The organism is Sporosarcina thermotolerans, assembly GCF_042658975.1.
Taxonomy (GTDB): Bacteria; Bacillota; Bacilli; order Bacillales_A; family Planococcaceae; genus Sporosarcina; species Sporosarcina thermotolerans.
On the sequence record NZ_JBHSRM010000001.1, the window covers coordinates 65,508 to 87,182 of the forward strand.

Consider the following 21,675-nt stretch of genomic DNA (forward strand, 5'->3'; position numbering starts at 1 on the left):
AAGCACCTTTTGTTCAAGTCTTCCAGCGCTTGTCGGGGCTAAGCAGGCGCCCTGCGCTTTTGTTTCTAAAACGTATACCGGGCGACTTGCTCTCCGTCAATTATGAACCCGTCAACTTCATGGAATCCCATTTTTTCATAAATCCGTTTTGCATGTTCATTAGCCGGTTCGTACGATAGCGTAATGGTTTGGTGACAGTCCTCTTTTCTTTCCTGAATATCATCAATAACAAGTTGAATCGCTTTTTTCCCGTACCCTCTGCCTTGGTGGTTTTGGTCAATCATCATCCGATAAATCCAGTATTCATGATCATCATCGTCTATTCCATATAGTGCAAAGCCGACCATTTCCTCACCATGATAAATTCCCTTCGCTGTAAAATTTTCAAGAAAATTCAACTGGGCCAACGATACAACGTTTGACGCCACGAAATTTACTTGATCCTCCCGAACACGGAGTGAAGTAGCCTTATACCAATTTTCTTTTGTTATCGCCTGTAGATGCAACATAATTCATCTCTCCCTTGAGGTAAATTATACAAAGAGAAATATAGACGTGGATAGACCTGTAAAAAATAATTATTAATGTTATAATAGTTAACGTCGCAATCACCCTTCAAATTATAGAAAGGGATTTTTTTATGATTATATTACATAATGTCAGCAAGAATTTTGGGCAGTTTAAAGCCGTTAAATCTGTTTCTTTGTCGGTTAAAAATGGTGAGATTCATGGCATCATCGGAGCAAGTGGAGCCGGGAAGTCAACTTTGCTACGACTCATGAATTTACTGGAAATCCCGGATGCAGGCGACGTGGATATAAACGGTAAAAAATTAACAAGAATGCGTGGTAAGGATCTTCGGCAAGCACGAAAGTCGATTGGGATGATCTTTCAACATTTTAATTTGGTCGCAAATAAAACGGTATATGAAAATGTAGCGATGCCGTTGAAGTTGTCGAAGTTTCCAAGGCGAGAACGTAAGAATCGTGTGATGGAGTGTCTGCAGTTTGTTGGGCTGGAACGTTTCATGGACAAGTATCCCGCACAACTGAGTGGGGGACAAAAACAGCGTGTAGCAATCGCAAGGGCACTCGCGAATAACCCTCAAGTATTATTATGTGATGAACCAACGTCGTCACTTGATCCAAATACGACTGCTGAAGTCCTGAGTGTCTTGGAAAATGTGAATAAAAGTCTTGGTGTCACAATTGTAATTGTCAGTCATGAGATGGACGTGATCAAAAGCATTTGCAATCGCGTAACCGTCATGTCTGATGGTGAAGTTTACAACACTGTTTCGATAGAGCCAAAAGGGATTCGTGTCATAGACAGCAATCCTCAGAATTTTGTGGAGCAATTGACGAAGGATGGTGAAATTGGCCATGCCTGAGATTTTGATTCAATATGAAGCTGAAATATGGCAGTCCATTGGGGAAACCTTTATTATGGTAGGGGTTTCAATCTTAGCTGCAATCCTTGTTGGTCTTCCTGTAGGTACGTTGCTTTACCTTTGTAGGAAGGGACAACTTTATGAGAATCGGTTCATCTTTTCTATATTGAATTTATTGGTGAACGTCACCCGTTCATTTCCGTTTTTATTGTTGGTTGTTTTTTTACTCCCGTTTACGAGAATGGTCATCGGGACAGCTATTGGTACAGCCGCTGCGACGGTGCCACTATCCATCATCGCCATCGCTCATTATTCGCGCTTAGTCGAACAATCCTTATTGGATGTACCGAGAGGCGTCATGGAGGCGGCTGTTTCAATGGGTGCTTCAGTAAGGCAAATCATTTTTAAATTCTTGTACGTCGAAGCCAGATCTGGCCTCGTCCTTGGATTGACAACGTCGATTATCAGTTTTATATCCTATTCGACAATCATGGGTGTTGTCGGAGGCGGTGGTATTGGGGACTTTGCCATTCGGTACGGTTACCAACAATTCAAAGATGATTTAATGATGTACATGATAATCATTATGGTCATACTGGTACAGCTCATCCAATTTACGGGGACAACTGTATCAAGAATGATAGATAAAAGATAATAGTGGGAGGAACAACATGAAGAAACTACTTGTGCTAACGGCAATGTTACTTGTCCTATTAGCGGGTTGTGGCAGCAAGGATAAGGAAGCAGAAAAACCTGCAAATGTACAAAAAGAAGAGGAAAAAGTGACGTTGAAAGTCGCTTCCCTAATTCCACCGATGACGGAAATTCTTGAGCTTGTAAAACCGAAGCTTGCTGAAGAAGGGATCGAACTGGAAATGGTTGTATTAGGCGATAACGTACAGCCGAATACTGCGCTTGCCGCAAAAGAAGTGGACGCGAACTTCTTCCAACACGTTCCATACATGGAGCAATTCAATGCGAATAACAATGCAAATTTAGTTCCGATCACTCCAATCTATTTCGCAAACTACGGAGTATACTCGAAAGACTATAAATCAATCGATGAAATGCCTGAAGGTGCTGTAATTGCAATGGCAAATGATGTATCCAACATCGACCGCTCATTGTCATTACTGGCACAACATGGAGTCATCGAGTTAGGTGAAAAAACAGATACGTACTATACAAAAGCAAATATTGTCGACAATCCGAAAAACTTCAAGTTCGAAGAAGTCGATTTACTGATGCTTGCGCGTATGTATGATGACGCGGATGCGGTCGTTATGACACCTGCTTACGCAGCACCGCTTGGCTTGACTCCGAAAAGCGATGCACTGTTAACGGAAGGCATTGACAATGAATTCGCGATTACATTAATCGCTCGTGAAGACAATAAAGACTGGGAGCCGATTCGAAAATTGGCAAAAGCAATGACAAGCCCAGAAGTCAAAAAGTTCTTGCAAGAGAACTACGACGAAACTGCAATTCCAGCGTTTGAATAAAATAGTATGATCGCCATTCAAGTTGTTTTGTTCAACTTGAATGGCTTTTTTATGTGAAATTCCTTACCGAGTGTGTCGGCAAAAAAATATTGGTTATTTCCCGGGGATTATCAATCATTTCCCGACATATATCGATTAATTTAGAGCAGTTATCGATTATTTCCCAACATATATCGATCATTTCCCAGGATATATTGTCATTTCGGGACTTTGGACCCTCCGTGTTTTATCCTTTTTCTCGGCAAGACATCCTTAAATCTGGTGAGTCGGTGGTAAAGTGCTTCAAGTCGGTGGTAACACCCAGAGAGTCGGTGATAACCTCCCAAAACTCCGCGCAACTGGAATAGCTTTTTCGATAATTACTGGTGTATGATAAACAGGAATTCAAGTTACCTATAAGACTCTCATTAACTACGAAACATAAGGAGGATATTGAAAAATGAGCACATCAACCACTACATTGACAATGCACCGTACATTTAATTGCACAGCAGAAAATGTTTTTGAAGCATGGACAACACCTGAATTGATGAAAAAATGGTTCTTTACAATGGAGCCGACGAATAAAGTTGCAACGAATGATCTCCGTGTAGGCGGATCATGGGAAATTGTCGACCACAGGGGTGGCAAGGATTATCGGGCAATCGGCGAGTACCTTATAATTGATCGGCCTAACAAGCTTGTCTTTACATTCAAAATGCCTCAATTCAACGATTTGCAAGACGAAATTTCAGTGGAGATAAAGGACTTGGAAAAAGGCTGCGAAATGACTTTTGTACAGGGGATTGTCGTTCCGCATGAACCGGAATGGACCGAAGAGGACATTGAAAAAGCGATGAAGGAATTTCATGATCAAACTGAACAAGGCTGGGGTTATATGTTCGAAGGTCTGAAACAATTGATGGAGACTGGGAAAATTACGTATCCGGCGCTTTAAGATAATTTGTAAAAACAACCGCATTCATTAACTGGACGCGGTTGTTTGTGTGATTATCGACTGAAACTCTTCCCAATCATGAATTTCATATGTAGGCTTTGCTAAGCCACTATTCTCTTTTCGTTTCGGATTATACCAACATGTATCAATGCCAAAATTGTTGCCGCCGCGGATGTCCGACGAAAGCGAGTCCCCTACCATTAGGACGCGTGATTTGTCTTTAATAGCCAATTGCTTGAATACATGCTCGAAAATCTCCGGTTGTGGTTTCTGGAAACCGATCTCCTCAGATGTGAAGATTGCTTCGAATGTCTCGGTAAGGCCGGAAGCAGCGATTCTTGCCAACTGAACATCTTTAAAACCATTGGTCAAAACTGCTATCCTTTTGCCTTTAAGGGACTGAAGCATCGTCGTCACTCCATCTATTAAATGGACTTCTTTCCCTAAATAATCGAGGTACATTTGGCCGAACGTTTCGGCATCCATTTTAAGGCCGTGCTCGAGGAATACCCTTCTGAAACGCTCCGTTTTCAAATCGGCCAATGTCGTCCTGCCTTGCTCCAAATCCTCCCAAAGCACCGTGCTGACCGCCCGATATGTCCCTCTGTAATCTGCTAGTGCATTCGGAAATCCATGTGTTGTGAACACATTTGTAAACGCATTTTTTTCGGTCTCTCCGAAATCCATTAATGTATCATCCAAGTCGAATAAAAACACATCGTATTTCATTCCTACATCTCCTGACTGACTTAAAGCTGTGTATTTAGTATATCACCATTATTTATGTTTTATCGATCGGATAATGAAGAAGGCTATAGAGCCGAACATGATGACAAGGAAAATAGGCAAGAATAGAATTCCAAGGGATTCGGCTTTTCCCAACGCTACTTGTGCAATATTAAAACTCAAATAAACAAACAGTAAGACACATTCATTTTTAATTACGTTTAGAAATAATATTGAATTTTTGTACTGGAATTCAATATTATTTCTATTTAGGTTCATATAATTATGCCATTCCGGGTGTTTCTCTAAAAACGTAAAGAAGACGGCCATTAGAACAGCGATGATGGGAAGAATGACGAGCTCCCATTTGGAACCCCAACGATTGACCTCGCCGGCAGCGTTATAATGTGCTGGAACTTGGTCAGGCAGTTGATTCCATACAGAAATTAAATAAACGGTTCCTGCCATAAACGCGATGATCGAAACGACGTCAAAAAGCCTCTGCAATGCAGACTTCGGAATATCCAATTTCGGTTTATTGTAACTGTACTTATCCATTTTGCTTTTAAACACTCCTCTGCTGCCTTCTTTACGTAGCAAACTTGGAAAAAGTTTCATGCGATTTTGACACTTGCACGAATGTATTAAAAATCGTTTTTAGCAAAAGATAATATGGAAAGTATAATGAAGGAGGAATTCATGATGGGAGCAGTTCGGCGCATTGCTTTGGCTTTAGTCATTATAGGAGCATTGAATTGGGGATTGATCGCATTTTTTCAATTTGACTTGGTAGCTTCTATATTCGGTGGACAGAATGCATTTCTTTCGAGAGTAGTTTATGCTCTTGTAGCAATTGGAGGGTTGATTTGTTTAGGGATTTTATTCAAACCAGATGAGGAAATAGAGAGAGTGGATCACACTAGACGACAACACTTTAAAAACCCAGACCTGAACACCGAATTCGGAGAAGAACCAGACTTCAAGGATGAACGGAAGAAATAATACGGTGACGGGCACTTAAAATTGCTTGGGTTGCTTGTCAGCTTTAATGTTTCTATATTGAAAAACCATGCCCGCTATTATCAAGCAGGCATGGTTTTTTTATCATTCATCGTTACAATCTATCCTCTTCTACTGAATGAGAAGGTTCGTGTTGCAAATAAAATGCGCCTTTCGTCAAAATTGCAATGATGACCGTCAAAATTGCAGCTAACACTGCTGCAAAAAATGCTGCTGTCGATTGGAGGAACACTCCCAAATAGCCAAGTGCTGCAATAGTTCCAAGTACGCTTGCGACAAGAAGTGACACTACGCCGACAGGATTCCATTTATATAAATAATCTTGTGTGGCAACATAATAATTGGGTCCGATTTTCAACCATTTTTTAATGACCAGTGCATCCGTAACCAAGATAGACGCCCATGAGAACAGGAATACACCCTGGAATGTCATGACCGTAGCGAGATGATCTACAATGTTGCCTAACATTAAAGCAATCGCTGTCAATGCGGAGACGACAACCCAAAATCGCCGACCTGGGGTGAAACGGAAGATATTTTCAAAGAAGTTTGATAAGGAGAGTGAACTACTATAAATATTTGTGACATTAATACGCAATTGTGTCAACATCGTAAATAACGCACCGCCAATTCCAAGCAGCAGTACAATATAAACGCCTGGATCCGACTCCAAATAACGGACGCCGAACCAGATACCTAATCCTCCCATAACGCCATAACAAAAAATTTGAGGAATGAACCCGATTGCTAAAGATCCTACTTTAATATCTTTAGGGCGTAAAAAACGGGCATAATCTGAAGCGAGAAGAGCAGTTAAGCCCATAATCCCATTATGCATACCGATACAGAGCAGCAGGGCGGTTCCGCCAAGTTGAACCCCTTCCGGCATATAAGAGAAAACAGGACCCGTATAAACGGCAGGTTTGATAAATGAAACGACAATTGCAGTGATCAAAAAGAAGACGAAAATCGGTAATGACCATTTTTGCAGCTTATCTAATTGTTTAATTCCAAACCAATTTAGAGGAATAACAATGAGTCCGAATACGAGAATTAAAACCCATCTCGGAAAGGAAGGGAGAAAATGATGAACGGCCGATATGAGAATCAAGCCTTCAAATGCACAATACATAATAAAATTCGATGCGTAAATGAGTGAAGTCAAAGATGCTCCAATATAGCCAAAACCGCCGCCCCGGGATAATAGGTTTACGTTCATTCCCGATTTAGCTGATAAATAGACGATGACTGTACCAAGCAAGCCTGCTACGATGATTGCATAGCCTGCAGAAATAAGTGCATTAGGAGCCCCGAATTGAAGAGCCATCACACTTCCCATCTGGAAGTAAAAAATAGCTGTAGCGATACCAAACGTAATATTCGTAATGCTAAGCCATCCAGCCTTTCGTTCCTCACGAGGTACCCGGTCCAATGAATAATCTCGGACGACCTCTTCTTCTGTGTCTTGTTGTAAATTAGTATGTTCTGTTGACATATATTTCAGCTCCTTATTGTGAATCGCTCACTCCTTCTGCCCTAAATAGTATTTTGCTCAAACTTCTTGTAAAAATGCGCACTCCACTATTTTACCAAAAAGTAATGAAAAAGTCTTATAAATTAGATTGGAAGAGATCTGTGTTAATAGATAAGTATCAATTTAAAATCGGCATGGACTTTGTTAAAAAACTACTAAAACATAATAATTATTTAACGTGAAACCGTTTCATCATTTGCTTTGTCTAACATATAAGGAAGGGAGGCGGAGGGGTGGAAAAGCTTGAACGAGATCGATTACTTTTAACTGCGATGGATTCCTACGGGGATTATTTATTGCGGCTCATATATGCAATTGTCAAAGATGAAAAGAAAGCCGAAGATATCGTACAGGAAGTATTCATTCGATATTATTTAAGCCTTGAAAAATTCGAAGGCCGCTCGTCCGTTAAAACGTATTTATACAGGATTGCCGTTAATGAGTGCCATAACTATTATAAAAGCTGGGCGTTTAGGAAAATGGAGATTTCCAATCTATTTGGTCATTTGTTAGTTAACAAGGATACGCCTGAAATAGAGATACTCCAAAAAGAGTCGGATGATAATGTTGCGAAAATGATAGAAGGACTACCGCTCAAGTATCGGGAAGTAATTTGGCTGCATTATTTTTCAGAGTTGACCGTCACGGAGATTTCAGATGTGCTGAATTGTCCCGTAAACACTGTCAAAACACGGCTTGCAAGGGGAAGAAAACTGGCACGAATAGCACTGGAGGAGGGGAATGATTATGCATGAGCATTTGCGAAAAAGCTTGGATCAATCGATTCCTGAACAAGTTAGGTTAAAGGACGAGCAAAAACGAGCGATTGTTGCGGAAGCCCATCGTCGGTTGGAAAATGAATCGCCTTCAAGGAAGCCTACATTGAAACCGCTAATTGCCACAGTTGCTGTTGTCGGTCTTGCCGTGTTTTTAGGTGTACCGTACATTCAGAATGAAATAGGTGAACAAGCTATTGAAGAATTGGCCCATGCTGATGCCTTGCAAAAGGTTTCCATACCTGGCGAGAATCTTACGACGTTAATTAACGCGATTTATGTGGATGAAACGAAGGAAATGATTTATTCGGACGGGAAGAGAATTTACGCTTTTGACACCGAATCAAGTACAAAAGAGATTCTCGTTGATGGCGACGAGAATATATCGGGATATGAAGTCGCGGCAAATGAGAGTTGGATTGTTTGGAAGCAGGAAGATGTTGAGGGCTATTTCGTTTTGAATCGTTTAAACGGAGAAATTCGAAACATTCCTGATGAATTGCATGGAATGCGGATTGAAGGGGATCAGCTAATCTATACGTCTGTGAGTTGGGGTGATGTATGGCTCACTCGGCTTGATTTGACGACGCTTGAACAGACCCGACTCTACGACAAGTTGCAAAAAATGTATGGGCAATACGCTTTTGGCGAAGGAAAACTTGTTCTTGGGGATCCTTATACTGAAAACGACCCTAACCAAGTACCGTTTTCTGTATATGATCTCCAAACAAATCAAAAAATCGGTTCCTTTGTCTTTCCATATGAGAGTGTGTATAACCTTACTGTTTCCGAAAACAGGGTGTTTGCGGAACTTTATAATGAAGGGGATGAGATGGCCACCCTCGGTTATGTAGATTTAACTGATGGAAAGCTCTACACAGTGGAGACGCCGGATTTTGTGACGTATGCAGTGTATCGGGATGTGCTGGCGCTAAGTACACCTGAAACGAGCTCTAATACCGTTGAGCTTTTTAAAATCAAAAATAATAAAACGCATGCACTACCGGTGTTAGCACATATACAGGAACGCCTTGTCAGACCACGGTTTACACCTGAAGGAATACTGGTCGTTAACGTGGAGAATGCCGGTTTTTATTCGATGTATGTGGTGGACGCAAATAAGTTGGATTGAGGGATGGCAGCCGGGAAGGCAGCCGTCCTTTAATAAAAGAAGGAATCACTCTGTTTTTGTTGAATTAAGTACTGGATTCAATTGAAAGGACTGATAATGTGGATTTATTTAATACGATAAAGAAGGACCGGGAGTATTGGCTTGTTGACCAAGTGAAAGATGAAAGTGTGCTCGATCAGGAATATATAGAAGCTTTTAGTAGTTTGTTAGATGAATGGCGGGAAAAACAAATCGGGTATTTGTCTCTATTAATGGATGCAAGGTATGAGCAATGGTTGTTGGATCAGGGTTTTCGTAAGGTTTCAACGATTGTGGAGTATACTAGAGCGTTGGATGAACTTTTTACGGTAGATCCCGAGATCGCAGTGGAGGCGCTTGAAGATAGTGAAATGGCAGACTTGGAATTTGCGGAGCTGTATGAACAATGCCGCAGCGGGTCTGCAAATAAAAACAAGTTGTTTACAATCGAACAAGTCATGGAATCGCTTGAAAATGAAATTGGTCCCGAATGGAGAGCATCTTGTTTCATCTTCACGAAACTGGGCGAGCCAATCGGCTTGAGTATACCGGTTATCGAACAAGGAACTGTCGATGAGGGGCGCCTGTTTTATTTCGGCGTCATGCCGAAATGGCGAGGAAAAGGATATGGGGCTGCGCTTCATTGGAGTTCACTTCATTTGCTGAAGGGAATTGGTGCAACGACATACGTTGGCAGTACGGATGAAGCAAATCGACATATGATCGGCATATTCGAGCGAAATGGCTGTGTGTTGAGGGATCGGAAAGGGATTTACCGGATAGATAGTTGATAAGTTCTCGTTTACTCATTGGAACTTCTCGTTCAGGCATCGGGAGTTCTCGTTTATTCCTTGGAAGTTCTCATTACGGCGACAAGAGTTCTCGTTTATTCCTTGGAAGTTCTCATTAAACCGTACGAACTTCTCGTTAAAGTTTCAGGAGTTCTCTATCTCCACATTCCATAAGGCGAAGATCCATGGTTTACACGTCAGGGTCCATTCATTTCATGTCAAGGTCCAATCTTTTTCACAAGGGTCCATTCTTTTCATGTCAAGGTCCATTCTTTCACGCAAGGGCCCATTCTTTTCATGTCAAGGTCCATTCTTTCACACCAGGGTCCATTCTTTACGCGGCAAGGTCCATTCTTTCTCACAAAGGTCAATTCTCCTCCCCGCAATAAACAAATGACAGCACGCCCCGCCTATTGTACGATAGGGAAAAGGGGGAATTTTCATGATACATATTGGAATCATTGGCCTCGGAGCCATTGGTCAGCGGTTGATCAACCAATTCAAACAAAACGATGAGGTCACAATAACGGCTGTGTGCGACAGAGCGGAAGCGCTGGCACACGAAACGGCTGACAAACTTGGTGACGTTCAAGCTTATACCGATCATAAGCAGTTGCTATCTAACAAGCAGGTGGATCTTGTCTATGTGGCAGTACCACCAAAATTTCACCACGCCATCGTGATGGATGCCATTCTGGCGAAGAAGCATGTCCTATGTGAAAAACCGTTGGCGAACTCATTGGAAGAGGCAAGGGAAATGGCGGATGCTGCGAAAGATGCTAACATTGTGCATGCCATGAACTTCCCGCTCAATTATGGCCAAGCGGCAACGAAATTTGCTGAGTTAATCCAAGAAAACTACGTTGGCAAGTTGCGCCGTCTCCAGCTCTCAATGCACTTCCCGGAATGGCCGCGTGCTTGGCAGAAAAATGACTGGGTTGGCGAGCGAGAGCAGGGAGGCTTTGTTCTTGAAGTCGGCGTTCATTTCATCCAACAGACATTGAAAGTATTCGGCGAGCTTCACAATATCAAAACTCGTTTGGAATTCCCTGAAGACAGGGTGCTATGCGAGACTGGCATCATCGCCACCGCAGAACTTGCTGACGGCACGCCTGTCTTGATTGAAGGGATGAGCGGACAAGCTGGGAAAGAGCATATTGGATTTACCGCATTTGGATCAGAAGGTGTTCTGACATTGGAAAATTGGGGCCAATTAAGTGGCGGAAAAACAGGCCATGGCCTACAACTGATTTCCCTCGAAGGAGTGGAATCGCGCAGGTTGATTGATGAGATTGTAAAAGCAGTGAATGGGCAAGAAGCGGATCTTTATGACTTTGAAGTCGGCTACCAAGCACAGAATATATTAGAGGCATTAAGAAAATAAAGATAGAGGGGTGTGCCCCCTCTACTTCTCTATATCAATAATTATTTCATCCAACTCAAACGTTTCCATCGGTGCAGTACTGCTTTCATTGCGGTAATAGGCCCCGTTTTCATATGTGCCATCCCTTTGTGAAAGCACAACTCTTGGGGTGACAATTAACTTTTTTGCTTTGGGATTAAGTTTTTCAAATGTTTCTGTATGGGAAAGACGTAAAATAAGGCCCCCACCGCTACTACCTCCAGTTGCGTACGTATGACCCAAATCATCCTTAACGACCACTCCAACAGAAATGAAATCCCATTTCGCATATAGCTCTTGTGTGATGAATTCCTGATAGAAGAGGATGAACGACATCGGGGTATAAGCGACTTTATTGACCGATACCGTCACATCATTCCCCGCAGAGGACAATCCAACAGATTGCTCCACATTGTCTGTCGCATGCAGATCGAATTGGAATTTCCAATTCCCTGCGATTTCTTTCTCGCTGTATGTCGGATCGGATATCATCCTACTTATATCGAATTTTGACGTTTCGAGAAAAATCCCAGTGATGTCGAATTCAAAACTACCTTCCTCCACTCGATTTTCCGGATACATTTTGGCTGTTGAAACACCTACATAACGGAAATCATCCACCTTTTTTATGTCGCCGCTACCCGTTCCCATATGACCTCCGACGTGATTGAGAATGTTAAGCGTGCCTTTGAGTGATAGATCGTCTCCTAAATCTATCTCCGATGTCAGTTCATATGTGACGTAAAGCGTTTTCCCATCAAACACTGCCTCATTCAAAGTGATGCTAATGCCATTATCCTCCTGAGTCATCGAGAGCGTATTGGCATGTTCACTATAGTTTTCAAAAAAACCATCGTCGTTAAACCACTTGAAAACTTGCCCGATGATCGGTATTTCTTGCGCGAATGAAGTGAACGACAGTCCGAATAGTGCAGCTGAAGATAATCCAATTGAGATTGATGCTGCTACGGCCATCTTTCTCCATCTAACAGGCTTCGGCCTTTTGATAATTTTTCTTTTCAAATCCATCATCACTTTTGCTTTTTCCGCTGCACTAACTTCCTCTTCTTCAAATTGGCTGGCGTCCATATTAATATCGTTCAAGTGATCATATATGTCCTTCATACGAAAACCTCCCGTTTTGCCGTAATCTTTTTTTACCCCTGTACACCCGGTTGTCGATTGCCGATATACTCAATCCTAACTTTTCGGCGGTCTCTTCGGATGAAAAACCAAGCAAATACCGCATGATAAAAATCTTCTGGTCCATCGGCTCCAGTTCGTTCAGCAACTCTTTCACTCGATCTTCCGCAACCTTTGAGACTTCTACAGGGATTTCAATAAATTCAGAGGCTACTTCAATGTTCTTTGCTTCTTTTCGGTAATAATCGATTGCTTTATATTTCGCCACGGCACAAATCCAGTTTTTAAATTCATCCGGGTTTCGACCGCGAAACTTCTTTGCGTTCTGCCAAATCGCATGGAAAATATCATTGACGCATTCACCAATCAATTCCTCTTGTCTGACGGGTCCAAGAACTTGTCGAACAACACTTTTAATAAGCGGTAAATAACGGTCAACGATGAAGTCCAAAGCATCTTCCTTCCCGGACTGCAGACGTTTGATGAAATTGTTTTCATGTGTCCTCATAGTTTTCTCCTTTGTTTTTGGTAAAGGCCTTTACACCCTATATAACGAAAGTTAGCTGATGAATCTCGCGAGGTTGTTAATTTCTTTTAAATGATGGCGGTCTGTTTATAATGAAGCAAGTAAACGTACAGTTCCTAAGTCCTTAAACGACGATAACTCCTCGCAATTGACCGATAACTCTACGTAAGTGACCGATAACTCACCACAAGTGATCGATATCCAAAAAACTACCACAGACTCCGCGCCCACCATAAAACAACATGAAAAAACCCTCAGTCAAAGACCGAGGGCAGTATCTTACTTCGTAAAGTTATCAAAATATCCTTGAATGAACACAATCGGTGTCCCTTTATCCCCGCTACCTGAAGTCAAATCGGACAAAGACCCGATCAGGTCAGTCAGCTTACGAGGGGTTGTCCCTTGGGATTCCATTGAGCCGACGAGATCGTCATCTTTATTCTCAATGAATTCATTGATTGCTTTTTTCAATTCATCGCCGCGCAGATCGGCGAAGTTGTTGTCTGCGAGGTATTTCAATTTAATTTCATTCGGTGTTCCGTCGAGGCCTGCTGTATATGCAGGGGAAACGACTGGGTCTGCAAGTTCCCAAATCTTACCGACCGGGTCTTTGAACGCGCCGTCGCCGTACACCATGACTTCAACCGTTTTACCTGTTTTCTCTTTCAGCATAGCCTGAATCGTGTCAACAACTGGTTGGCAGTTGCGTGGGAAGAGCTTGACGCTGTCTTCTGTCGCTTTATTGGAACCTAAAAGCCCGTATGTTTCGTTATAGCCGCTGCCGTCAACGGATTCAGAAAGAATATCGTCCAGGCTATAAACCTTTTCAACGCCGTTCGCGTTCAAGATGCGTTTTGTTCTGAAACGTGAATGGATGTCGCAAGTAAGTACGTTTTTTGTGTAATCAAGAATCGTCTTCGCATTATTCGAGAAGATGACTTCGCATTCTACGCCGTATTCTTCAACGATCGATTTATAGTAATCAATATAATCAATACCTGTAAATGTATGTTTATTGTAGCCGAAATGGCCACGGAATTCTTCTTCATTCAAAACGTCCGTCCAAGGGTTGACGCCCTTTTCATCAAGTGTGTCAAGATCGACAAGGTGATTGCCGACTTCATCAGATGGATAGCTGAGCATCAAGACGATTTTCTTCGCAGCACCTTTTGCAATCCCTCTTAGACAGATGGCAAAGCGGTTACGGCTCAGAATTGGGAAGATGACGCCGATTGTGTCGTCGCCGAATTTCGATTGAACGTCTTTCGCAATATGATCGACTGTCGCGTAATTGTCTTGCGCGCGAGCTACGATGGATTCCGTGATTGTAACGATATCTCTGTCATTGATCGTTAATTTTTCTACTTCCGCCGCTTTCAATACGCTATCTACAACGATTTCCTCGATATTGTCCCCTTTATTAATGATTGGGCATCGAAGTCCTCTGACAACCGTTCCAACTACTCTTTCCAATGTTATCGCTCCTTATCGGTGTAACTTAACTGACGATCTACTTGTATGATACTACCAATTGGTGGTATAAGTAAAATTAATATATCTAATAATGGATATAAGGGGTGGTTATATGGTTAGTAAATTAGATTTGTATCGTATTTTTTGTGTTGTAGGTAGAAATGAAAGCTTTTCCGGGGCCGCGAAGGAACTTTTCATGACCCAGCCAGCCATCAGCCAATCCATCATGCAGCTGGAGAAGGAGTTAGATACACGCCTTTTCAATCGAACTCCTAAAGGTGTCACGCCGACAAATGAGGGAAGCCTTCTGTTGGAGTATGTTAATTCTGCTATCAATTTAATCGAGATCGGGGAAGAAAAGATTGCAGAGTTCAAAAATCTCACAATCGGAGAACTGCGGATCGGCGTTGGCGATACGATTTCCAAATACTTTCTCCTTCCGCAACTTGAGGCCTTCCGTAATCGATACCCAAGTCTTAAATTAAAAATCGAAAATGGAACGACGGATACGCTCATTTCATTGCTGAAGTCCGGGGAAGTCGATATTGTCGTATGCAATTTGCCTGTTGACGATGATGCATTGAACGTGAGATCGTGCATGGATATCCATGATACATTTGTATATGGAGACAAATATCGGAAACTGCTTGCAAGGCCAATCGGATTTCAGGAGCTTGTGAAACTACCTCTAATTTTCCTTGAGCCGAGTTCGAATTCAAGAAAGTACGTCGAAGACTTTCTATTGTCAAAGGGCGTGAAGATTTCACCGGAGTTCGAATTGGGATCTCATGATCTTGTCGTTGAATTTGCACGGATCAATATGGGGATTGCATGTGTGACAAGAGAATTCACGGAGGATTATCTCGAAAGTGGCATGCTTCAGGAAGTGCAGTTGAAGGAGCAGATTCCGCATCGCAGTATCGGGGTTTGTTCTTTGAAAAGTGTGCCGCTATCACCGGCTTCGACGAGGTTTTTGGAGTTATTAGTACCGGAGTGAAGTCAGTTATGCGGGATTATTTCGGTTTATGCTTTTTTGGTGGCGTTTATGGACTTTTAATAACATTTATGCGTTTTTAGCCGATATTATGCGTAAATAAGCGGATTTATGCGTGTATATCGGGGTTTATGCTTTTTTAGCAACAGAGATAATAAAAGGGGGACGACTAAAATGTTTACGTATCAAATTAACGATGAAATTGAATTGCGTCTATTGGAAGTGCGACATGCGGAACAATTATTCAATCTAACCGACAAATCACGTGATAGTTTGCGTGAATGGCTTCCGTGGATCGACTTCACAAAGACGGTGGAAGATTCAAGGGGCTTTATCCTTGGAACGATGCAGCAGTTTAGCCGCAACGATGGGTTTCAAGCGGGGATCTGGCATAAAGGGGAACTTGCTGGTGTCATCGGTTTGCACGGCATCAATTGGTCAAACAAATCGACATCCATCGGCTATTGGCTCGGGAAAGACCACGAGGGGCATGGATTGATGACACAAGCATGTGAGGCGATTATCGAATATTGCTTCACAGAATTGGGATTGAATCGGATTGAAATACGAACTGCGACTGAAAATAAAAAGAGTATGGCGATCCCGAACAGACTTGGATTCCAGCAGGAAGGTCATATAAAACAAGCAGAGTGGCTTTATAACAAGTTTGTCGATCATTTTGTCTTTGGAATGGTGAAAGAGGACTGGAGGAATCGGTAAGAAAAAATGTAACAGGCGAAGGAATGAAAAATACATTCCTTCGCCTGTTCGTCTACCATCTAATTCTTTTCCAAACGAGTCAGTACGTTGAATCCAAAGCAAAGTACACCTAAAACGGTCATTACTCCGCCTAATGTTGCGAACAGGAAGAATATCTCCGGTCCTCCTAAAATAGCAGTTGCGATGCTGATCATCATAATTGGCAATCCGATATTATGAAGCCAGAAATGCGCTTTTGCCAACCCGGATTGCTCCAGGTTTGGATACAGATGATAAAATAGCCCGACCAAGGCCAAAGACACCCATCCGACCAAGTTCAAGTGGACATGCACAGACGTTAAGTTAAAGACATGCGTGAAAGACATGTATAAACCGAAAGAAATACCAATCATGAAATACACCACTGAAATCTTCATCAAAGTTTTCGCCATCTTCATTACACCTCCTTCCTACATTTAAATCGTTCATAGTATTCTATGATTTGTATCAACATAGGAATGAGGGTGTTTGAATGAAATTCAAAAGATATTTTTCCGATTATACAAACTCTTGTAACAAAACATAATCTGAATCGACTTATTGGTACAGCTGAAAGGGGGCCGGCCTTTTTGAATGAAAAATCACTGCATATCTCGGAACTGTTTAACCAGTTTCATAAGGATGTGTATCATTTCGCTCTGTATTTCACGAACAATAAACAGGATGCTGAGGATATAACGCAGGAAACGTTTCTTAAGGCGATGAAAAACCTGCATCAATTGAAGGACCCACAAAAAGTGAAGACATGGATATTATCTATTACGCGATTTACGGCAGTCGATTGGATTCGAAAGCAAAAGTTAAGAAGCCTGTTTCCGAGAACAATATCTGATGTTACTTACGAAGAAGACGTAAATAGCCGACATATAATTGGGGAAGAAAACTGGCAAGACCTTCAACGTGCGCTCGTTAAACTGAAACCGCATTATCGTAGTGTCATAATTTTAAGGGGATTGAACGAGCTTAGTATAAAAGAAACTGCCGAGGCGTTGCGATGCAGTGAGGGGAAGGTGCGGGTGGATTTTCACCGAGCACTTCAAGAATTGAAGAAGGACACTAACCTCAAAGAAGGGTGGGAGAGCTATGAATGAACCTACTGAAAAAGAGATAGAGTTCTTACAAAGTCTTCGAAATCGACCGGATAAGGATCCGGATAAAGAATTCGTTAGCCGTCTACAAAGACAACTTATTCAACCTTCAACTAAAAATGGGCCTAAATTCATCCCGATTGCAGTCACTTCACTGGCATTCATAACTTTTCTTGCAGTGACTTTCCTCTTTCTCAATCAACCTCCAAACGGGGTTCCACTTGTATTGGAGGAACCTATAGACAAAAAGGAAGCCATTGAAAATACTCCTCAAGATGGGATGCTGATTGCCGAAAAGGAACAAGCCAAAGTGATTCTGGAATTGCCTTATGGTGAAGGAATTAATCAACCGGGAATGCCGCAAAAACGGCCAGGAGGCAGTGATCGTGCAGTGGAGAGCTTTTTTGTAAAAGATGGCGTCTTTTATCTATTGGACAATGCAGCCCGGAAGGTGATGGTTACAACGCTGGAAGGTCATCTTTTCACCATCCAATTGGATGATTCGGAGGATGGTAAATGGTATCGAGATATCTTTGTGGATGAAGACAACAATATATATGTACTTGATTCATCTTATTATAAGGGAGTTAGTAAATTCAGTCCGGAGGGTGAGCTGTTGGAAGTATTTCCAATCAAGGCGGACATGATGGATCCAAATGCAGTTGTTGTAAATGAGCAAAATGAAATAATTGTCCACGATGTACGACCGCTCATGGAAAATCTGATGACAGGGGAAATCTCAAGACCCCTAAAAACCTATGAACATGATTCCGTCACCGCCCAAATAATCCGTAAAGACGAGCAAACAGAAATCATCAATATCAAAGAGGCTGATATTGAACAAAAGATTACCGTTCCATTCGATCATACAACTGGCGGCATCCGTATTTTAGACATCCGATCCAATCAACTCATCTTCGAAAAAACGGAAGTGGCCGATACGCATAAAATAATGGCGGAATTTCATGTGTATGTCATCAATAAGGAGGGGAATGTTTTAGGTGCAGTTAGAGAGCCCCATGAGCAATCGGCCTATTATTCAACCCATTCATTGCGAATGCAAGGGGATAAGATCTTTTATCTATCAGCAGGTGCTGATTCAGTAGCTATCTATGAATTGATCCCTGGGGAACGGTTTGAGAAAAAACTGCAGGACCGGATTGATGAGTTTTTGAATGAATAAAAAAGATGCCTGCCCGCTAAGATTTCACCAGTGGCAGGCACCTTTTATTTCCGTCGGGATCGGCCGATGGTATGGATTAGGTAGACGAACATTAGCAAAAATATGACGAAGAGAGCCTCGATTGTCGGATATTGCCAAAGGAAACTTGAGCGTCCAACGATGGCTGAACCGATGAACAAGCCTGCCAAGAGAATACTAAGGGAAAACAGCATGATGCTAAATGACAGACGATTGCTGATTTGATCAAGTTTACCTAAAATCATTTTTAGTTGTTGGGGATTAACATCCAAACTGAGTTTTCCCTTACGGATAGTCGTTGCAATCGCTTTTAATTCCTTCGGGAAACGGTAAAGGATACCCAAACTTCCGATAATCTCAACCCATGAGTTTTCTAAAACCTTCTTTGGATTATAGCGTTTCCACATGAGCTTCTTCCCGAAAGGTTCAACAGCCGTCATCATGTTCAACGATGGATCCAACTTTGAAATTACACCTTCCAATGTTAGAATGGATTTCCCCAGCACAGCGATTTCCGTAGGTATCATAATATTATGTCGGTAAGCGACTTGGAACAGCTCAATGAAAATAGTACCCAGGCTTATTTCATCTAACGAGATATCATAGTATTTGTTTTGTAGTTCATCGACGTCCCTTGTAAATGCCCGTAAATCCGTTTCATCGGAAATGATGCCCATTTCGTAAAAAAGACTTACCATTCCTTCCGTGTTTCGATTACGCATATGGAGGATAAGGGGGGCGAATTGCTCTTTTAGTTTATTGTCAAGCCGTCCGACCATTCCGAAGTCTAAGTAAGACACGACGTTATCAGGCAATATGAAAATATTCCCCGGATGTGGATCCCCGTGGAAAAACCCTTCATCTAAAATTTGGTGGAGCATCGAATCGAAAATCCTCCGAGCGATCAATTTGCGATCGTACCCGTATTGGTCGAGTTTTTCCAAATCATTCGCTTTAATCCCTTCAATCTTGTCCATCGTCAATACTTTATCCGTTGAAAAATTCCAATGAACCTTTGGGATGGAGACGTTTGGCTGCTTTTCAAATTGTTTCGCAATGCGTTCACAGTTCCGCCCTTCCAAACGGTAATCAAGCTCGTTATGCAATGACTTTGAGAATTCAACGATCATATCGCGAAGGCGGTAGGTTTTTGCCCAATCCGCCCTTTTCACTAAAAACTTGGCAAAATCGTCAAGTATGGCAAGGTCAGTCTCCATCGTTGGCCTTATGTCGGGGCGCTGCACCTTAACTGCTACTTGTTCACCCGAATGCAATCTTGATACATGGACTTGGCCAATTGAAGCAGTCGCCAAGGGCTCCTCTGAAAACTCGCTAAAAAACTCCTCAAGCGGTCCATCCAATTCAAACTGGACAATTTCTTGAATTTGTTCAAAAGGAACGGGCGTAACATGATCTAACAGCTTCTCAAGCTCAAACGCAATCATCGGAGGAACAAGATCACGCCTCGAACTTGCAATTTGCCCAAGCTTAATGAAAGTCGGTCCAAGCTCCTGTAATGCCTGCCGGAGTTTTTCACCGATTTCCTGCATATTCATATCGGACGTGTCATGCTTTGATTCATTACGAGTTATTAGGCCTAAACGGAGTAGGAAACGGCTAAGTCCATTCCGTAAAAAGGCATGGATAATTTCTTTAAAGCGTTTCGTATGGCGAATTTTCATTTTCAAAAAAACTCCTCCAGTTTTTTATGGCTGTATGACAGATATACCCGTTTGGGGGTCGGGTTATCCATTCGTTTTAGAGGTCGGTTTTAAAATGAAAAAAGGGCTGGCATTTAGCCAACCCTTCCGTTAATCAATAAACCTTGTCGCCATTAAAAATAGAATTCTTCACAATAACATAGTCAACTGTGCGAATTGCATCCAATTTATTTCCGCCAGCATAAGAGATAGAAGACTGGAGATCCTGCTGCATTTCCGTCAACGTGTCCTGCAACTTCCCTCTATACTCAACATGCATTTTCTTTCCTTCAACGTTCTTCTTTTCGCCTTTTTGGAATTCCGACGCAGAACCGAAGTATTCCTTATACAGCTTGCCATCCACTTCAATTGTTTCCCCAGGGGATTCTTCGTGACCTGCGAAAAGTGACCCTATCATAACCATGGACGCACCGAAACGTACGGATTTCGCGATATCACCGTGTGTACGGATGCCGCCATCCGCGATAATCGGCTTCGTCGCAGCTTTTGCACACCAGCGAAGTGCCGCCAATTGCCAGCCGCCTGTTCCGAAACCTGTCTTGATTTTCGTGATACAAACTTTCCCTGGTCCAATACCGACCTTAGTAGCGTCAGCGCCCGCATTTTCAAGCTCGCGGACAGCTTCCGGAGTACCAACATTACCAGCGATGACAAAAGTCTCGGGCAAATGCTTTTTCAAATGTTGAATCATACGGATGACTGCATTCGAATGGCCATGCGCGATATCAATCGTCACATAATCCGGAACGAGTCCATCTGCAGATAGTTGCTCCACGAATCCATACTCATCTTCCTTAACGCCGACACTAATGGAAGCAATCAATCCTCGGGCATGCATATCCTTAATGAATTCTGCACGTGTTTCCGGATTGAAACGGTGCATGATATAAAAATAACCACCTTCAGCTAACTGGACAGCAATCTTTTCATCAATGATTGTCTGCATATTTGCAGGAACGACCGGCAAGACGAATTTATGTTTACCTAATGTGACCGAAGTATCACACTCTGAACGGCTATTTACTATACATTTATTAGGAACTAATTGAATATCTTCATAATCAAATACTGTATCCATCATATACACTCCCAAATACGAATATTATTTATATTATTTAGTTCATCGTTCGTACTTTTGTAATTTACATCATTTTATTCCATTCGTCAACTGCTTACTATTAGTAGTAGGCTTAAAAGTCAGAACCATTCTCGTTGTAATAGGCTTTGCTTCTTGAAATTAAATTATACTTGCTTTATTTTTATAGGAAGCGAAATAGAAGATGAATATGCTACACTGGTTAAATAAAAGCACAAGGAGGATAAAATCATGCAATATTCGAAGTCGAAGATGGAACTGCTTGTGAAAAACAATGCGGAATTGACGAAGAGGCTCAAAGATATTATGAAGGAGCACGAATTAGAGAAGAGTTTCGCATTGAAGGCGTTGTATCATGCTGAAGTGAAGGAAAGCGGAAGGTTCATGAAGGATTATCAGGAGTTGTGATAAATATAGAGAACGGCAGCGCAGAAAATGCGTTGCCG

At 42.1% G+C, this 21,675-nt stretch carries 24 protein-coding genes; 14 read left to right on the forward strand and 10 right to left on the reverse strand.

Annotated elements, in window-relative coordinates; all coding sequences use genetic code 11:
• Positions 1-65 precede the first annotated feature (65 nt).
• Positions 66-509, reverse strand: coding sequence for a GNAT family N-acetyltransferase (locus ACFPZG_RS00340; protein WP_283733473.1), 444 nt, complete (start codon positions 507-509; stop codon positions 66-68).
• A 131-nt stretch (positions 510-640) separates the two neighbouring features.
• Between ACFPZG_RS00340 and ACFPZG_RS00345 the strand changes: the two genes are divergently transcribed.
• The 4 genes from ACFPZG_RS00345 to ACFPZG_RS00360 all read left to right on the forward strand — a co-directional run bounded on the left by ACFPZG_RS00345 (position 641) and on the right by ACFPZG_RS00360 (position 3,829).
• Positions 641-1,390 (forward strand): methionine ABC transporter ATP-binding protein, encoded by a 750-nt coding sequence (locus ACFPZG_RS00345; protein ID WP_283733474.1) that lies wholly within the window; start codon positions 641-643, stop codon positions 1,388-1,390.
• Positions 1,383-2,045, forward strand: coding sequence for a methionine ABC transporter permease (locus ACFPZG_RS00350; protein ID WP_283734556.1), 663 nt, complete (start codon positions 1,383-1,385; stop codon positions 2,043-2,045). Before ACFPZG_RS00345 ends, ACFPZG_RS00350 begins: the two co-directional genes overlap by 8 nt.
• Positions 2,046-2,061: 16 nt before the next feature.
• The gene (locus ACFPZG_RS00355; RefSeq protein WP_283733475.1) at positions 2,062-2,892 is read left to right on the forward strand and encodes a MetQ/NlpA family ABC transporter substrate-binding protein; all 831 of its coding nucleotides are present in this window, start codon (positions 2,062-2,064) and stop codon (positions 2,890-2,892) included.
• A gap of 439 nt (positions 2,893-3,331) precedes the next feature.
• A complete protein-coding gene (locus ACFPZG_RS00360; protein WP_283733476.1) occupies positions 3,332-3,829 on the forward strand; it encodes an SRPBCC family protein in 498 nt (165 codons plus the stop codon).
• Positions 3,830-3,856: 27 nt separating this feature from the next.
• On the opposite strand, the gene ACFPZG_RS00365 is transcribed toward ACFPZG_RS00360, so the two are convergent.
• Together ACFPZG_RS00365 and ACFPZG_RS00370 are read right to left on the reverse strand one after the other, a co-directional pair.
• A complete protein-coding gene (locus tag ACFPZG_RS00365; protein ID WP_317940449.1) occupies positions 3,857-4,558 on the reverse strand; it encodes a YjjG family noncanonical pyrimidine nucleotidase in 702 nt (233 codons plus the stop codon).
• 48 nt (positions 4,559-4,606) lie between these two features.
• A complete protein-coding gene (locus tag ACFPZG_RS00370; protein WP_381426363.1) occupies positions 4,607-5,173 on the reverse strand; it encodes a DUF1648 domain-containing protein in 567 nt (188 codons plus the stop codon).
• A gap of 84 nt (positions 5,174-5,257) precedes the next feature.
• On the opposite strand from ACFPZG_RS00370, the gene ACFPZG_RS00375 reads away from it, so the two are divergent.
• On the forward strand, positions 5,258-5,557 hold the full coding sequence (locus ACFPZG_RS00375; protein ID WP_317940450.1) for a DUF378 domain-containing protein: 300 nt from the start codon (positions 5,258-5,260) through the stop codon (positions 5,555-5,557).
• A gap of 112 nt (positions 5,558-5,669) precedes the next feature.
• Here ACFPZG_RS00375 and ACFPZG_RS00380 read toward each other — a convergent pair whose 3' ends face one another.
• A complete protein-coding gene (locus tag ACFPZG_RS00380; protein ID WP_283733478.1) occupies positions 5,670-7,070 on the reverse strand; it encodes a purine-cytosine permease family protein in 1,401 nt (466 codons plus the stop codon).
• 272 nt (positions 7,071-7,342) lie between these two features.
• Here ACFPZG_RS00380 and ACFPZG_RS00385 point away from each other — a divergent pair, with 272 nt between their 5' ends.
• The 4 genes from ACFPZG_RS00385 to ACFPZG_RS00400 all read left to right on the forward strand — a co-directional run bounded on the left by ACFPZG_RS00385 (position 7,343) and on the right by ACFPZG_RS00400 (position 11,210).
• Entirely contained in the window at positions 7,343-7,864 is a 522-nt protein-coding gene (locus ACFPZG_RS00385) for a sigma-70 family RNA polymerase sigma factor (RefSeq protein WP_283733479.1), read from the forward strand.
• Complete coding sequence (locus ACFPZG_RS00390) at positions 7,857-9,017, forward strand: hypothetical protein (protein WP_283733480.1); 1,161 nt, start codon at positions 7,857-7,859, stop codon at positions 9,015-9,017. The genes ACFPZG_RS00385 and ACFPZG_RS00390 overlap by 8 nt, the downstream gene beginning before the upstream one ends.
• A gap of 98 nt (positions 9,018-9,115) precedes the next feature.
• On the forward strand, positions 9,116-9,826 hold the full coding sequence (locus ACFPZG_RS00395) for a GNAT family N-acetyltransferase (protein WP_317940451.1): 711 nt from the start codon (positions 9,116-9,118) through the stop codon (positions 9,824-9,826).
• A gap of 442 nt (positions 9,827-10,268) precedes the next feature.
• Positions 10,269-11,210 (forward strand): Gfo/Idh/MocA family protein, encoded by a 942-nt coding sequence (locus ACFPZG_RS00400; RefSeq protein ID WP_283733483.1) that lies wholly within the window; start codon positions 10,269-10,271, stop codon positions 11,208-11,210.
• Between the two features lie 21 nt (positions 11,211-11,231).
• Here ACFPZG_RS00400 and ACFPZG_RS00405 read toward each other — a convergent pair whose 3' ends face one another.
• The 3 genes from ACFPZG_RS00405 to ACFPZG_RS00415 form a co-directional block, all read right to left on the reverse strand.
• Positions 11,232-12,353 carry a DUF4179 domain-containing protein gene (locus tag ACFPZG_RS00405; RefSeq protein WP_317940452.1) on the reverse strand — a complete coding sequence of 374 codons (1,122 nt, stop codon included), beginning with the start codon at positions 12,351-12,353 and terminating at the stop codon, positions 11,232-11,234.
• Positions 12,337-12,879, reverse strand: a complete 543-nt coding sequence (locus ACFPZG_RS00410) for a sigma-70 family RNA polymerase sigma factor (protein ID WP_283733486.1) — start codon at positions 12,877-12,879, stop codon at positions 12,337-12,339. Before ACFPZG_RS00410 ends, ACFPZG_RS00405 begins: the two co-directional genes overlap by 17 nt.
• A 297-nt stretch (positions 12,880-13,176) precedes the next feature.
• Complete coding sequence (locus ACFPZG_RS00415; protein WP_317940453.1) at positions 13,177-14,370, reverse strand: coenzyme F420-0:L-glutamate ligase; 1,194 nt, start codon at positions 14,368-14,370, stop codon at positions 13,177-13,179.
• 112 nt (positions 14,371-14,482) lie between these two features.
• Between ACFPZG_RS00415 and ACFPZG_RS00420 the strand changes: the two genes are divergently transcribed.
• Together ACFPZG_RS00420 and ACFPZG_RS00425 are read left to right on the forward strand one after the other, a co-directional pair.
• Positions 14,483-15,367, forward strand: coding sequence for a LysR family transcriptional regulator (locus ACFPZG_RS00420; protein ID WP_283733487.1), 885 nt, complete (start codon positions 14,483-14,485; stop codon positions 15,365-15,367).
• A gap of 171 nt (positions 15,368-15,538) precedes the next feature.
• Positions 15,539-16,084 carry a GNAT family N-acetyltransferase gene (locus ACFPZG_RS00425; RefSeq protein WP_317940454.1) on the forward strand — a complete coding sequence of 182 codons (546 nt, stop codon included), beginning with the start codon at positions 15,539-15,541 and terminating at the stop codon, positions 16,082-16,084.
• Positions 16,085-16,143: 59 nt separating this feature from the next.
• On the opposite strand, the gene ACFPZG_RS00430 is transcribed toward ACFPZG_RS00425, so the two are convergent.
• Entirely contained in the window at positions 16,144-16,515 is a 372-nt protein-coding gene (locus tag ACFPZG_RS00430; protein WP_283733488.1) for a cytochrome-c oxidase, read from the reverse strand.
• A 177-nt stretch (positions 16,516-16,692) separates the two neighbouring features.
• Between ACFPZG_RS00430 and ACFPZG_RS00435 the strand changes: the two genes are divergently transcribed.
• Together ACFPZG_RS00435 and ACFPZG_RS00440 are read left to right on the forward strand one after the other, a co-directional pair.
• Positions 16,693-17,214: an RNA polymerase sigma factor gene (locus ACFPZG_RS00435; RefSeq protein WP_317940455.1), complete on the forward strand. Its 522-nt coding sequence runs from the start codon at positions 16,693-16,695 to the stop codon at positions 17,212-17,214.
• The gene (locus ACFPZG_RS00440; RefSeq protein WP_317940456.1) at positions 17,207-18,394 is read left to right on the forward strand and encodes an NHL repeat-containing protein; all 1,188 of its coding nucleotides are present in this window, start codon (positions 17,207-17,209) and stop codon (positions 18,392-18,394) included. The genes ACFPZG_RS00435 and ACFPZG_RS00440 overlap by 8 nt, the downstream gene beginning before the upstream one ends.
• A gap of 44 nt (positions 18,395-18,438) precedes the next feature.
• Here ACFPZG_RS00440 and ACFPZG_RS00445 read toward each other — a convergent pair whose 3' ends face one another.
• Both ACFPZG_RS00445 and guaC read right to left on the reverse strand, forming a co-directional pair.
• Complete coding sequence (locus ACFPZG_RS00445) at positions 18,439-20,094, reverse strand: ABC1 kinase family protein (protein WP_317940562.1); 1,656 nt, start codon at positions 20,092-20,094, stop codon at positions 18,439-18,441.
• Between the two features lie 133 nt (positions 20,095-20,227).
• Complete coding sequence (guaC, locus tag ACFPZG_RS00450; protein ID WP_283734559.1) at positions 20,228-21,211, reverse strand: GMP reductase; 984 nt, start codon at positions 21,209-21,211, stop codon at positions 20,228-20,230.
• 249 nt (positions 21,212-21,460) lie between these two features.
• Here guaC and ACFPZG_RS00455 point away from each other — a divergent pair, with 249 nt between their 5' ends.
• Positions 21,461-21,637 (forward strand): hypothetical protein, encoded by a 177-nt coding sequence (locus tag ACFPZG_RS00455; protein ID WP_283733493.1) that lies wholly within the window; start codon positions 21,461-21,463, stop codon positions 21,635-21,637.
• The last annotated feature ends 38 nt before the right edge of the window (positions 21,638-21,675 follow it).

What these genes read in the sequence shown, in the direction of transcription:
- ACFPZG_RS00340 (WP_283733473.1), bottom strand. Translation starts at nt 509, where the DNA reads ATGTTGCATCTACAGGCGATAACAAAAGAAAATTGGTATAAGGCTACT.
- ACFPZG_RS00345 (WP_283733474.1), top strand. Translation starts at nt 641, where the DNA reads ATGATTATATTACATAATGTCAGCAAGAATTTTGGGCAGTTTAAAGCC.
- ACFPZG_RS00350 (WP_283734556.1), top strand. Translation starts at nt 1,383, where the DNA reads ATGCCTGAGATTTTGATTCAATATGAAGCTGAAATATGGCAGTCCATT.
- ACFPZG_RS00355 (WP_283733475.1), top strand. Translation starts at nt 2,062, where the DNA reads ATGAAGAAACTACTTGTGCTAACGGCAATGTTACTTGTCCTATTAGCG.
- ACFPZG_RS00360 (WP_283733476.1), top strand. Translation starts at nt 3,332, where the DNA reads ATGAGCACATCAACCACTACATTGACAATGCACCGTACATTTAATTGC.
- ACFPZG_RS00365 (WP_317940449.1), bottom strand. Translation starts at nt 4,558, where the DNA reads ATGAAATACGATGTGTTTTTATTCGACTTGGATGATACATTAATGGAT.
- ACFPZG_RS00370 (WP_381426363.1), bottom strand. Translation starts at nt 5,173, where the DNA reads ATGAAACTTTTTCCAAGTTTGCTACGTAAAGAAGGCAGCAGAGGAGTG.
- ACFPZG_RS00375 (WP_317940450.1), top strand. Translation starts at nt 5,258, where the DNA reads ATGGGAGCAGTTCGGCGCATTGCTTTGGCTTTAGTCATTATAGGAGCA.
- ACFPZG_RS00380 (WP_283733478.1), bottom strand. Translation starts at nt 7,070, where the DNA reads ATGTCAACAGAACATACTAATTTACAACAAGACACAGAAGAAGAGGTC.
- ACFPZG_RS00390 (WP_283733480.1), top strand. Translation starts at nt 7,857, where the DNA reads ATGCATGAGCATTTGCGAAAAAGCTTGGATCAATCGATTCCTGAACAA.
- ACFPZG_RS00400 (WP_283733483.1), top strand. Translation starts at nt 10,269, where the DNA reads ATGATACATATTGGAATCATTGGCCTCGGAGCCATTGGTCAGCGGTTG.
- ACFPZG_RS00405 (WP_317940452.1), bottom strand. Translation starts at nt 12,353, where the DNA reads ATGAAGGACATATATGATCACTTGAACGATATTAATATGGACGCCAGC.
- ACFPZG_RS00410 (WP_283733486.1), bottom strand. Translation starts at nt 12,879, where the DNA reads ATGAGGACACATGAAAACAATTTCATCAAACGTCTGCAGTCCGGGAAG.
- ACFPZG_RS00420 (WP_283733487.1), top strand. Translation starts at nt 14,483, where the DNA reads ATGGTTAGTAAATTAGATTTGTATCGTATTTTTTGTGTTGTAGGTAGA.
- ACFPZG_RS00425 (WP_317940454.1), top strand. Translation starts at nt 15,539, where the DNA reads ATGTTTACGTATCAAATTAACGATGAAATTGAATTGCGTCTATTGGAA.
- ACFPZG_RS00430 (WP_283733488.1), bottom strand. Translation starts at nt 16,515, where the DNA reads ATGGCGAAAACTTTGATGAAGATTTCAGTGGTGTATTTCATGATTGGT.
- ACFPZG_RS00440 (WP_317940456.1), top strand. Translation starts at nt 17,207, where the DNA reads ATGAATGAACCTACTGAAAAAGAGATAGAGTTCTTACAAAGTCTTCGA.
- ACFPZG_RS00445 (WP_317940562.1), bottom strand. Translation starts at nt 20,094, where the DNA reads ATGAAAATTCGCCATACGAAACGCTTTAAAGAAATTATCCATGCCTTT.
- guaC (WP_283734559.1), bottom strand. Translation starts at nt 21,211, where the DNA reads ATGGATACAGTATTTGATTATGAAGATATTCAATTAGTTCCTAATAAA.
- ACFPZG_RS00455 (WP_283733493.1), top strand. Translation starts at nt 21,461, where the DNA reads ATGCAATATTCGAAGTCGAAGATGGAACTGCTTGTGAAAAACAATGCG.